10 protein-coding genes, 1 rRNA gene and 1 pseudogene are annotated in these 12,014 nt (G+C 70.6%); 5 read left to right on the forward strand and 7 right to left on the reverse strand.

Going from position 1 to position 12,014, the window contains the following annotated elements; all coding sequences use genetic code 11:
- A 16S ribosomal RNA gene (locus tag KME79_RS25655) occupies positions 1-104 on the reverse strand; the annotation flags it as partial.
- Positions 105-405: 301 nt separating this feature from the next.
- Between KME79_RS25655 and KME79_RS47095 the strand changes: the two genes are divergently transcribed.
- Positions 406-2,457 (forward strand): S9 family peptidase, encoded by a 2,052-nt coding sequence (locus tag KME79_RS47095; protein WP_308249050.1) that lies wholly within the window; start codon positions 406-408, stop codon positions 2,455-2,457.
- Complete coding sequence (gene mgrA, locus KME79_RS25665) at positions 2,454-3,452, forward strand: L-glyceraldehyde 3-phosphate reductase (RefSeq protein ID WP_219546679.1); 999 nt, start codon at positions 2,454-2,456, stop codon at positions 3,450-3,452. Before KME79_RS47095 ends, mgrA begins: the two co-directional genes overlap by 4 nt.
- Here mgrA and KME79_RS25670 read toward each other — a convergent pair.
- On the reverse strand, positions 3,421-5,853 hold the full coding sequence (locus tag KME79_RS25670; protein WP_308249051.1) for a flippase-like domain-containing protein: 2,433 nt from the start codon (positions 5,851-5,853) through the stop codon (positions 3,421-3,423). The two genes, mgrA and KME79_RS25670, sit on opposite strands and share 32 nt — an antisense overlap.
- 117 nt (positions 5,854-5,970) lie before the next feature.
- Here KME79_RS25670 and KME79_RS25675 point away from each other — a divergent pair, with 117 nt between their 5' ends.
- Entirely contained in the window at positions 5,971-7,983 is a 2,013-nt protein-coding gene (locus tag KME79_RS25675; protein WP_219546680.1) for a molybdopterin-containing oxidoreductase family protein, read from the forward strand.
- Here KME79_RS25675 and KME79_RS25680 read toward each other — a convergent pair.
- Positions 7,961-8,626, reverse strand: coding sequence for an alpha/beta hydrolase (locus tag KME79_RS25680; RefSeq protein WP_219546681.1), 666 nt, complete (start codon positions 8,624-8,626; stop codon positions 7,961-7,963). The genes KME79_RS25675 and KME79_RS25680 overlap by 23 nt on opposite strands.
- Before the next feature lie 161 nt (positions 8,627-8,787).
- Between KME79_RS25680 and KME79_RS25685 the strand changes: the two genes are divergently transcribed.
- Positions 8,788-9,330 carry a PadR family transcriptional regulator gene (locus KME79_RS25685; RefSeq protein WP_148035159.1) on the forward strand — a complete coding sequence of 181 codons (543 nt, stop codon included), beginning with the start codon at positions 8,788-8,790 and terminating at the stop codon, positions 9,328-9,330.
- On the opposite strand, the gene KME79_RS45305 is transcribed toward KME79_RS25685, so the two are convergent.
- Both KME79_RS45305 and KME79_RS45310 read right to left on the reverse strand, forming a co-directional pair.
- Positions 9,309-9,707 carry a GNAT family N-acetyltransferase gene (locus tag KME79_RS45305; RefSeq protein WP_246640455.1) on the reverse strand — a complete coding sequence of 133 codons (399 nt, stop codon included), beginning with the start codon at positions 9,705-9,707 and terminating at the stop codon, positions 9,309-9,311. The genes KME79_RS25685 and KME79_RS45305 overlap by 22 nt on opposite strands.
- Positions 9,708-9,824: 117 nt before the next feature.
- Positions 9,825-10,238 (reverse strand): annotated as a pseudogene (locus KME79_RS45310) (GNAT family N-acetyltransferase); the annotation flags it as partial.
- A 79-nt stretch (positions 10,239-10,317) separates the two neighbouring features.
- Between KME79_RS45310 and KME79_RS25695 the strand changes: the two are divergent.
- Complete coding sequence (locus tag KME79_RS25695; protein WP_219546683.1) at positions 10,318-10,764, forward strand: hypothetical protein; 447 nt, start codon at positions 10,318-10,320, stop codon at positions 10,762-10,764.
- A gap of 4 nt (positions 10,765-10,768) precedes the next feature.
- Here KME79_RS25695 and KME79_RS25700 read toward each other — a convergent pair whose 3' ends face one another.
- Positions 10,769-11,146 (reverse strand): VOC family protein, encoded by a 378-nt coding sequence (locus KME79_RS25700; protein WP_148035161.1) that lies wholly within the window; start codon positions 11,144-11,146, stop codon positions 10,769-10,771.
- A 33-nt stretch (positions 11,147-11,179) separates the two neighbouring features.
- Positions 11,180-11,986 (reverse strand): class I SAM-dependent methyltransferase, encoded by an 807-nt coding sequence (locus KME79_RS25705; protein WP_246640447.1) that lies wholly within the window; start codon positions 11,984-11,986, stop codon positions 11,180-11,182.
- Positions 11,987-12,014: the final 28 nt, after the last annotated feature.

Here is a 12,014-nt window from a genome sequence, read left to right on the forward strand (position 1 = left end):
ACCCGTTCGCCGCTCGAGTACCCCGAAGGGCCTTTCCGCTCGACTTGCATGTGTTAAGCACGCCGCCAGCGTTCGTCCTGAGCCAGGATCAAACTCTCCATAAAATGAATTTGAATCCCAACCAAAAGGAATCCGTCACAGAAAATCATGACGGGGTTGTGCATCATGCACTGGCTTTTAACACACTGTTGAGTTCTCAAGAAACGGACGCTTGCGGGCGTTTCGCTTCGTCTTTATCTTCGCACCCCCTCGAATCCGTGTCAAATTGACTCGAATCCTTTAAAGGTGGAGGAATGTCGCCGGACGCGCCGACTCCATAAGATTAGCAGCGCCTCCGAGTGCTCACGCCGCGTTCACCCGCCACGTAGGCCACGAATCGATCACGGCCGACCATAGACTCCCCACGTGAGCAGCTACACGCCGCCCGTGGCGAAGAAGATCCCGGCTGAACGCGTCCATCACGGCGACACCGTGATCGACGAGTACGCGTGGCTGGCCGGCAAAGACCACCCCGACACGATCTCCTACCTGGAGGCGGAGAACGCCTACCTGGAGCAGGAGACCTCTCATCTGACGGAGCTGCGCGAGCGAATATTCCAGGAGATCAAGGACCGCACCCAGGAGACCGACCTGTCGGTGCCGAGCCGCAAGGGCGCGTGGTGGTACTTCACCCGCACCGAGGAGGGCAAGCAGTACGCCGTGTCGTGCCGGGTGCCCGCGGACAGCGAGACGCCTCCGGACATCACCGTCGGTGAGCGCCTGGACCACGAGCAGACCCTCCTCGACGGCAACGAGCTGGCCGGCGACAGCCCGTTCTTCTCCATGGGCACCAGCGCCGTCTCCCCCGACGGCACGATGCTCGCCTACTCGACCGACTTCACCGGCGACGAGCGGTTCACGCTCCGGTTCAAGGACCTGCGGACCGGTGAGCTGCTGCCCGACGAGATCGAGGGCATCTTCTACGGCGGCGCCTGGTCGGCCGACGGCTCGACGTTCTTCTACACCCGCGTCGACGACGCCTGGCGGCCGTTCCAGGTCTACCGCCACACCCTGGGCACCGGCGAGGACACCCTCGTCTACCAGGAGGACGACGAGCGGTTCTGGGTCGGCATCGCGCTGACGCGCAGCGAGCGCTACCTCGTGCTCGGCGCGGGCAGCAAGATCACCAGTGAGGTGCGCCTCCTCGACGCGGCGACGCCGTCCGGCGAGTTCCAGCTCGTGCGACCCAGGAAGACCGGCGTCGAGTACGGCGTCGACCACGCGGGCGGCTTCTTCTACGTGCTGCACAACGAGAACGCGCGCGACTTCGAGCTGGCCACCGCGCCGCTCGACGACCCCGGCGAGTGGACCCCGCTGGTCCCGCACCGCGACGACACCCGCCTGCTGGAGATCGACGCGTTCGCCGGGCACGCCGTGCTGCACTTCCGCCGTGACGGGCTGACCGGGCTCCGCGTGCTGCCGCACAACGGCGAGCCCCCGTACGAGATCGAGTTTCCCGAGCCGCTGTACGACGTCGGGCCGGCCGGCAACCCCGAGTTCGTGACGAACCGGCTCAGGCTGGCCTACACCAGCATGGTGACCCCCGCCAGCGTCTACGACTACGACCTGGCCACCCGCGAGCTGATCCTGTTGAAGCGGCGGCCGGTGCTGGGCGGTTACGACCCGGACGACTACGAGCAGTTCCGCGACTGGGCGACGGCCGAGGACGGCACCGAGGTGCCGGTCTCGATCGTCAAGCGCAAGGACAGCACGCTCCCCGCGCCGACGGTGCTCTACGGGTACGGCAGCTATGAGACGTCCATCGACCCGGCGTTCTCGGTGCCCAGGCTGTCGCTGCTCGACCGGGGGTTCGTGTTCGCGGTCGCGCACGTGCGCGGCGGCGGTGAGATGGGCCGCCGCTGGTACGAGGACGGCAAGCTCACCAGGAAGCGGAACACGTTCACCGACTTCGTGGCCGTGGCCCGGCACGTCAAGCAGGCCGGGTGGAGCTCGAAGGTGATCGCGCGCGGCGGGTCGGCGGGCGGGCTGCTCATGGGCGCGGCGGTGAACCTGGCGCCGGAGGAGTTCGCGGGCGTGGTGGCCGAGGTGCCGTTCGTGGACGCGCTCAACACCATCCTGGATCCGTCGCTGCCGCTCACCGTGATCGAGTGGGACGAGTGGGGCGATCCGCTGCACGATCCGGAGGTGTACGCCTATATGAAGGGGTACACGCCGTACGAGAACGTCGACGGCAGGACGTACCCGCCTATCCTCGCGATCACCAGCCTGAACGACACGCGGGTGCTGTACCACGAGCCGGCCAAGTGGATCGCGCGGCTGCGTGAGACGGCCGCGGGCGGGCCGTTCCTGCTCAAGACGGAGATGGGCGCCGGCCACGGCGGGCGCAGCGGGCGCTACGACGCCTGGCGGGAGGAGGCGTTCGCGCTCTCCTGGATAGTGGAGAGGGGCACGGCATGACCTATCTGGCCGATCCGGGGCGCTACGAGCGGCAGCCGTACAACCGGAGCGGGCGCAGCGGGCTCAGGCTGCCGGCGGTGTCGCTGGGGCTCTGGCACAACTTCGGCGACGACCGCCCGTTGTCGAACTCGCGGGCGATCCTGCGCCGCGCGTTCGACCTGGGCGTCACGCACTTCGACCTGGCCAACAACTACGGGGTGCCGTACGGGTCGGCGGAGCGGAACTTCGGCGCGATCTTCCGGCGGGACTTCAGGCCGTACCGGGACGAGCTGATCATCTCGACCAAGGCCGGCTACGACATGTGGCCCGGCCCGTACGGCGAGTGGGGGTCGCGCAAGTACCTGCTGGCCAGCCTGGACCAGTCGCTGGAGCGGATGGGCCTGGAGTACGTCGACATCTTCTACAGCCACCGGCCGGATCCCGACACGCCGCTGGAGGAGACGATGGGGGCGCTGGACCGGGCGGTGCGCTCGGGCAAGGCGCTGTACGCGGGCATCTCCAACTATCCGGCGGAGCGGACGGCGCAGGCCGCGAGGATCATGCGGGAGCTGGGCACGCCGCTGCTCATCCACCAGCCGTCCTACTCGATGATCAACCGGTGGATCGAGGACGGGCTGCTGGACGTGCTGGAGGAGGCGGGCATGGGGTGCATCGTGTACTCGCCGCTGGCGCAGGGCCTGCTGACCGACCGCTATCTGCAGGGCGTGCCGGCGGACTCGCGGGCGGCCACCAGCCGGTTCCTCAGCCCCGACCGGATCGACGCGGAGCTGACCCGCTCGCTGAACGAGCTGGCCGGTGAGCGGGGCCAGACGCTGGCCCAGATGGCGCTGTCGTGGACGCTCAGGGACCCGCGGGTGACGAGCGTGCTGATCGGCGCGAGCAGCGTGCGTCAGCTGGAGGACAACGTGGCGTGCGTGGACGGCCCGGTGTTCACGGAGGACGAGCTGAAGGCGATCGACGCGATCACAGCGCCTCGTGCCGCTGAAGGTAGGTGAACGCCGCCCAGCCGGGGAGCACCGGCAGCCAGAACGTGAGCAGCCGGTAGAGCAGCACGGCCGAGGTCGCCAGTTCTGCGGGCACCCCGGCCACGGTCAGGCCCGCCGTGAGCGACAGCTCGACCGCGCCCAGGCCACCAGGCGTGGGCGCGGCCGAGCCGATGGCGTTGGCCGTGAGGTAGACGACCGCCACGGTGGTGAAGCCGATCTCCCAGTTGAAGGCGTGCACGCACGCGTACAGGCAGAGCACGAACGTGAGCGTGATCATGAGGGTGCCGATCGAGCCCTCGATCAGCTTGCGCGGCGACTGGAGCACGTCCAGCAGCCGGGGCAGCACGTTGGAGAACAGCCGCTTCATCCGCCGGGTCACCAGGCGGCGCAGCGGCGGCACCCCCAGCAGCACCACGACCAGCAGGGCGACCGCCAGCAGCGCCACGACCAGGCCGCGTGACGGGGTGAAGGTGCTGGCGGTGTTGGAGCCGGTGATGTAGGCGAACAGCAGCAGCAGCCCGATGTGGAAGGCCAGCATGACGAGCTGCGAGGCGCCCACGCTGGCCACCGCGAGGGCCGGCGCGATCCCGCGCTTCTGCAGGTAGCGGGTGTTGATGGCGACGCCGCCGACGGCGGCGGGCGCGACGAGCTTCACGAACGAGGCCGCGAACTGCACGAGCGTGGTCCGCCACAGCGGCAGCGGGTAGGGCACGAAGCCCCTGAGCATGACGGCGGCGGCCACGAAGCTGACGAACGAGGCGACCAGCGCCAGCACCGACCAGGCCCAGTTGGCCTGGACTACCACCTGCACCAGGTTGACCTGGCTGAGCTGGGAGAGCAGGAAGTAGGCGGCGAGCGTGCTGGCGATGATGGTGACCAGGGTGCGCGGCCGGAATCTCTCCAGCCGCATCTCCTCGACCTTGACCTCGGGTTCGAGTGCGACGATCTGTTCGCGGATGACGCCGAGGAGGTTCTTGTCCTTGGCCAGGGCCGAGCGGGTCTCGCGGGTCAGCGCGATGCGCTGGAGCAGCGGCATGGCCGCGGCGAGCGACTCCGTGCCCATGACCGCGTTCGCCGCGCGCACCGACCGCTCGGCGCCGACGCGCAGCGACAGGTAGACCAGGAGCTGGGCGATGTCGAGCCGGAGCAGCAGGTCACCGGCGGCGATCTCGCCGCTGCGGGCGTCGGTGAGCACGACCCGGCCGGCCTTGTCGAGGTGGATGCCCTCGCCGGTGAGCCGCCGGTGGGCGAGGCGCTGGATCTGCAGCAGGGACACCTGCTCCCAGATCTGGTGGAGGATGTCGTCGTCGATCTCCTCGGTGGGCACCTCGTCGAGCGGGCGGGTGTCGATGTGCTCGTAGGCGAGCAGCGCCGCTTCGGTGCCGATCTCGCTGGTGCCGAGCAGCCTGGGCGTGCTGGCTCCCGCCGCCTGCGCGGCGTACGCCATCAGGGCCTCGCGTTCGAGCTCGGCGCGGAGCGAGCGGATGGCTCTTCGCCTGGTCTCGGTGCTGAGCCGGAAGCGCCGCCACAGCCGGTACGGCAGGCCCGCCACCTGACGGTCGCGGTCGAGCACGGTGACGTCGATCCGGGCGCCGTCGGCGAGCCCGACGGAGTAGCGGCGGCTGCCCTGGTGGTCGTCCTCGATGCGGCGGGCCGACACCGGCGCGAACGACAGCTTGCGCAGGGCCGCCACCACCGCGTTCCCCGGCGGCCTGGTGTTGGGGCTGCCGATCCCGTACAGGGTGGCGTAGCCGATGGCCATGCCGACCAGGACGGTGACGATGGCGCCCGGCAGGGTGATCTGCCTGCCGGAGTAGAGGGCGAGGATGTAGAGCGCGATCACCGTCCACATGAGCGCGCGCCAGGTCGGCCGGCGGGAGACGCGCACGGCGGTGGTGTAGGCGAGGACGGACGTGAGCAGCGTGTTGAGCGGCTCGATGCTGCGGCCGCCGGTGAGCAGCTGGCTGAGGTCGTCGGCGTTGCCCGCGAGGAGCCACTGGCCCGTCAGGAACGCGCCGACCATGCCGATGATGGCGGCGATCAGCCCTTCGGCGACGCGCAGGCCGTCGCGGTGGAAGACGCGCTCCACGGCGAAGGCGACGGGCACGATGAGCACCGCGGCGCCGCCGATGAACGTGGCGATCCGGCTGAGCAGCGGGACGAGGGTGGTGCCCTCCGTGACGTCCCGTTCCAGTCCGTACAGGGTCTGCTTGGCGACCAGGGCCAGCAGGATCACGGCGCCGAGCGCGGCCAGGGTGGCCAGCAGGCGCAGCAGGTCGGAGGGGCGGCGCAGGCGCTGCGGCAGGAGCGGCTCGACGACGTACACGTCAGGCTCGGCGCGCGCTCCGGCGGCGGACGGGCTCCTCTCGGGAGATCCCTCCGCGTCCTCGTGTTCATTGATTTCGGCCACCGACAGCGATTCTGCACCTTCCTCGCGGGACCGTACGTTCTTGCGGCCTTAGTGTCCCGAATCGTCACCTGGGATCGGGCATCGGGTACCCGACCTCTTGCCCGTAGTCTGTCTCTTATGCCAGGTGAATTGAGGGTTCTGGGGGCCTGTCCGCTCGATTGTCCTGACACCTGCTCCTGGGTGGTCACCGTGCGTGACGGCCAGGCCGTCTCGATGCGCGGCAATCCCGATCATCCTTACACCCGTGGCGCGCTGTGCGTGAAGGTCAACCGTTATCTGGAACACTCCAGGGCTGCCGACCGCATCCTTTACCCGATGCGGCGGGTCGGGCCCAAGGGGTCGGGCCGGTTCGAGCGCATCACCTGGGACGAGGCGCTGGAGGAGATCTCCGTACGGCTGCGCGGCATCGTCGAGGAGCACGGCGGCCAGGCGATCTGGCCCTACCTCGGCACCGGGTCGCTCGGTTACCTCCAGGGCTGCGAGGGCGTGGCGGGGCGGCGATTCTGGAACATGCTGGGCGCGTCCCGGCACTGGCTGAACATCTGCTCGACCGCCGGCAACTCCGGGCTGACGCTGACCAATGGCACCCCCGGCGGCATGGACCCGGAGAACTTCGCGCAGGCGAAGCTGATCCTGCTGTGGGGCACGAACCCGCTCACCAGCGGTCACCACCTGTGGAAGTTCATCCAGGACGCGCGCGCGGACGGCGCCCACGTCGTGGCCATCGACCCGATCCGCACCCGCACGGCCGACCAGGCGGACGAGCACCTGGCGATCCGGCCCGGCACGGACGCGGCGCTCGCGCTCGGCCTGCTCAACGTGGTGCTGGCCGAGGGCGCCCAGGACGAGGAGTTCCTGGCCGCGCACACCGAGGGCTGGGAGAGCTTCCGGGAGGAGATCCTGGAGTATCCGGTCGAGCGGGTGGCGGAGATCACCGGCATCCCGGCCGAGGCGGTCCACAGGCTGGGGACGAGGCTGGCGCGCACCCGCCCCACCGCCATCCGCGCCACGATGGGCATCCAGCGGCACGCGGGCGGCGGCACCGCCCTGCGCACGATCGCCGCGATCCCCGGCGTGACCGGCGACTGGCGCCACCCCGGCGGCGGGGTGGCCTACTCGACCAGCGGCCACGCGCACCTCTCCATCGACACCCGCGACGACCTGCTGCCCGGCCCGGTGCGCACGCTCACCATGACCCGGCTGGGCTCGGAGCTGGCCGAGCCGGACTCGGTCAAGTGCCTGTGGGTGTACGCGGCCAACCCGGCGGGCTCGACCTCCGACGGCAACGCGGTGCGGGCGGGCCTGGCCCGCGAGGACCTGTTCACGGTGGTGGTGGAGCAGTTCCCGACCGACACCGTGGACTACGCCGACATCGTGCTGCCCGCCACCATGCAGACCGAGCACTTCGACCTGCACGCCGGCTACGGCCACCTCTACCTGCTGTGGAACGAGCCCGCGGCGTCCGCGCCCGGCGAGTGCCTGTCCACCACCGAGACGTTCCGGCGGCTGGCGGCGCACATGGGGATGACCGAGCCGTCGCTGTTCGACTCGGACCTGGAGCTGGCGGAGGACCTGCTGTCGAGCGGCCACCCGTCGCTGGAGGGCATCACGGTCGACCGGCTGCGCAAGGAGGGCTGGGTGCGGATGAACTACCCCGAGCCCTTCACCCCGTTCGCCGAGGGCTTCCCGACCAGGTCCGGCCGGATGCGCTTCCCGCCGCGCGGCAAGGCGTACGTGCCGTCGCGGTCCTCCCGGACCGACGGCGGGCTGGTGCTGATCACCCCGGCGCCGCACACCTTCCTGAACACCACGTTCGCGAACAACCCGGAGCTGCTGCGGCGGGCCAAGGACCCGGTGGTGCTGGTGCACCCGGCCGACGCGGCGGCCCGCGGGCTGTCGGACGGGCAGCGGGTACGGGTGCGCAACGCCTTCGGCGAGTTCCTGGCCGACGTGGAGGTCAGCGACCGGGTGGCGCCCGGCGTGGTGGCCTCGCCCAAGGGGCGCTGGCCCAAGCTCAGCCCCGGCGGCGCGAACGCGAACGCGGTGGTCGAGGAGCGCGACGCCGACCTGGGCAGGGGCGCGGTCTACCACGACAACCGGGTGGAGCTCATCCCCTGTGCCGGTCCATGAACGCGACGATCCGGTCGATGACCTCGCCGCCGTAGGAGCCGCGGAACAGCTCTGAGGCGTGCACGCTCTCGCCCCGGATGACATGGATCTGCCGGTCGGGGGCGCGGGTGGCGGCGTCATGGGCCGCCTGGAGGTCGTCGGCGCCGCCGTAGCCGTCGTTCTCGGTGCCGATCTGGAGCAACGGCACGGTGAGCTCGGCCGCGTCCTCGGCGTCGATGGCGCCGGACAGGGCGATCACCCCGGCCGCGCGCTCGCCGAACTTCGTCGCGGCGGGGACGGCGGTGGTGGCGCCGATGGAGCCGCCGGCGAAGAACACCCGCTCGGCGCCTTTCTTGGCCAGCCTGCGTGCCATGGCCAGCGCGGTGTCCTCGGGGCTGGCGTCGAACTTCCTGGCGTAGAGCAGCACGCGGTAGCCGGCCGCGACCAGCCGGTCGGAGAGCGGGCGCCAGGTGCACACGTTGCCGTTGTTCTCGTAGGAGATGACCACGCCGGTCTCGCCGTCGCCCGTGATGACGCCCGGCAGGCCGTCCCCGTACGTGAAGATCTCGCCATCGTCGCGGGTGTAGCAGCCGCTCACGTTCGGCCCCTTGGCCTTGGTCTTCGTGGGCGTGGGGGTGGGGGTGGTGGGCGTCGGAGAGGCCACGGGCGGACTCGGCGCCGGCTGTGCGGCTCGGTCCGTGCCCCCGCAAGCGGTCAACGCCAAGACGAGTAACACCGAGCCCGCGATCACCCGCATAGCCGCCCCTCTCCATCGGAACTATGTCAGTTCTGACATAGTGTCCGGCACAATACCCTGGACGGACCATGACCTCAACGCTGGGATTCGCGATCCTCGCCGTGCTGGCCCGCGGCGAGCGCACCGGGTACGACATCGCCGCATCCATGCGCAGGCCGCTGTCGTACTTCTGGACGGCAGGCCACAGCCAGATCCACACCGAGCTGCAGAAGCTGCTGGCCGAAGGGCTGGTGTCGTACGAGACGGAGGCCGGGCCGGGGCCGCAGGACAAGAAGATCTACCGCCTGACCGGCGAGGGCACCGCCGCGCTGCGCGGGTGGATCACCGATCCGCCGCGCGAGCGGCCCGAGCGTGACGAGCTGGTGCTCAAGACGTACGCCGCCGCGCTCGCCGACCCGGCGGCGCTGCGCCGGCTCTTCGCGGACCAGCTCGCCAAACACGAGGCGCGGCTGGCCGAGTACGAGCGGGAGGAGGAGGCCATCGGTGGGCCGCCCGGGTTCGGCGACCCGCGCTGGGGCAACTACGCGGCGCTGCGCTGCGGACTCGGGTACGAGCGCCACCGGGCCGAGTGGTGCAGGTGGATGCTCGATCAGCTCAGTGAGAGCTTGTAGCCCTCGTGGGAGGCGGTGAAGCCGAGCGCGTCGTAGAAGCGGTGCGCGCCGGCGCGTGACTTGTCGGAGGTGAGCTGCACCATCGCGCAGCCGCGGGCGCGGGCCCGGTCGATCCCCCACTGGATCATCTTCCGGCCCAGCCCCTGCCCCCGGGTCGAGGCGGCCACGCGCACGGCCTCGATCTGGCAGCGCTCGGCGCCCAGCCGCGACAGCCCGGCCAGGTAGGTCAGCTGCATGGTGCCGACCACCTTCCCGTCGCGCTCGGCCACGATCAGCTCGTCCCACGGGTCCGCGTCGATGCGCTCGAAGGCGGCCAGATAGCGCGGGTCGCCGGGGTCGCCCTCGCGCTCGGCCCCCAGCGGGTCGTCGGCCAGCATGGCCACGATCGCGGGCACGTCGTCCGCACGGGCCGTCCGGAAGAGCAGTGACAGGACATAGTGGGATTCGGGGATGTCGGGGTTGGACGGCAGGCCCATGGCCTTCCCGCTGGGCGTGAACCCCTTGCCCGCGTAGAGCGCCCTGGCGGCGGTGTTGTGGTCGACGCACCACAGCTCGACCTCGTCCAGGCCCTGCTCCCTGGCCCGCCCGATCGCCGCGTCCACCAGCCGCGAGCCGACGCCGCGGCCCCTGGCCTCCGGCGCGACCCACATGGACAGCAGGTGCGCCCGGCCCTCCTCGACCCGCACGCAGACCAGCCCCACGTCACCGCCCTCCGCGACGGCCACCCGCCACCACGACCCGGACAGCCGCTCCCGCCACGTATCGGGCGTGAACCCGCTCTCCCGCTCGTACGACGACCCGAAGGCGTCGGGCGCGTCCCGCAACGCCCGCAACCGGACCGCCTTCAACCGCTCCCACTCGTCAGCGCCGAACCGCTCGATCACGACTTCGCTCATGGCCCGCATCATGCCAACACCCTCGTACCAGGGTCGAAATCAGGGTGCATCCCCGATGTGGGCAAGGGACGCCGAAAGGCACGCTGAGGACATGAACGAAATCACCCGACGCGATGAAGTCTCCCTGTCCGGCGCGGCGCTGCGCGGTGCCCCGTGGAAGGCCGCCGCCGTCGGCGGCGGCGCGATCGCCGCGGCGAGCTTCGGCACCGGCCTCATCACCGGCGGCGGTGACCTGTCGTGGGCGCTGGGCCTGGGCATCGCCCTGTTCGCGCTCATCGCCTCCATCGGCGCGGTGACCAAGCCGAACGAGGGCGACCGCGTGACCCGCCAGGCACGCCAGTGGGGGCTGAACCATCCGTGGAAGTTCGCGCTGATGCCCGCCGGCATGGCCGCGGTGCTCGACTATCCGGTGCAGCTCGTCTTCGACGACGCGCACTGGCTCGGCGGGCTCTTCGACGCCGGGTGGCACGGCCTGCTCGTGTACGTCATCGCGGGCATCCTGACGACGACACTCAAGGGGCGCGCCCTGACGCGATGACCTCTCACGCCTCGCGCTCGGCCTGGCTCCGGCACACGCAGAACTCGTTGCCCTCCGGGTCGAGCATCGTGACCCAGCCCTTGCCGTCCTCGGTGCGGTGGTCCTCGTACACGGTCGCGCCGAGCCCGAGCAGCCGCTCGACCTCCTGCTCGCGGGTGCTGCCCGCGGTGGCGCTGACGTCGAGGTGGAGCCGGTTCTTGACCTGCTTGCCCTCCGGGACGCGGATGAAGAGCAGGAACGGGTAGCGGCCGGTCTCCAGCATCACCTCGTCGTCACCCGGGACGTCGCCCTCGCCGAGCGGGAGCCCGAGGGCCTCACCCCACCACGAGGCGAGTTTGTACGGGTCGGCGCAGTCGACGCTCACGCACTGAAGCTCGATCATGTCGTCCACCCAATCGCGGCACCGGCGACCGCGTCAAACCGGTCGGTCCCACCAGACGGTGACCCAGCGGTCGCGGGGCAGCGGCCACATGCCGAGCTCCAGCGCCGTCCGCCCGACCTCCTCGGCCCTGGACGGCTCCAGGCAGATGCGGTGGCAGGCGCTCGCCGCCAGCTCCTCCAGCGAGTCGAAGCGCTCCAGCGGGGATTCGCGCTCCTCGACGTGCACGTCGAAGCCGAGCGCGGCCGCCAGCGCCACGCAGTCTTCCGCGATGGGCCGCACCGGGCGGACGATGCCGTGGAAGTGTTCCCACAGCGGCGAGATCCAGCTCATCGGGTGACGGTTGGGCAGCTCCAGCACCACCCGGCCGCGGGTGCGCTCGTCCAGCGCCCGTAGGAAGCGGTCGAGGTCGGGCACGTTGTAGACCACGTGGGCGGCCACCGTCACGTCGACCTCGGGCACCCGCCCGGCCACGTCGGGCCAGCGGCCCTCGACCGTGGTGGCGGGCACGCCCAGCTTGTCGGCGCGGGCCGCCAGCTCCTCCAGCATCTCGCCCGAGGTGTCGACCGCGTACAGGTGACCGATCCGCTCGTGCAGCGGCAGGGACGCGGCTCCAGGGCCGGATCCGACGTCCAGCAGCGTGCCCCCGGCGGGCAGCGCCTCCGACATCCGGGTCAGGGTGGGGCCGTCGTCGCGCTCGGCGAGCGCCCTGTCGGTGCGGCTGGTGAAGCGCGCCAGCGGATAGGACCAGGGATCGGCCGGCGCGGCGGCCAGGATCTCCTCCGGAATGGCCCAGGATCCCAGGCGCTCTCGCCACAGCGCGGCGAGTTCATCGGCGTCCATGGAGTCGAGCATGCCATGCATATCTCTG

This window comes from Nonomuraea harbinensis (assembly GCF_019396385.1).
Taxonomy (GTDB): Bacteria; Actinomycetota; Actinomycetes; order Streptosporangiales; family Streptosporangiaceae; genus Nonomuraea; species Nonomuraea ferruginea.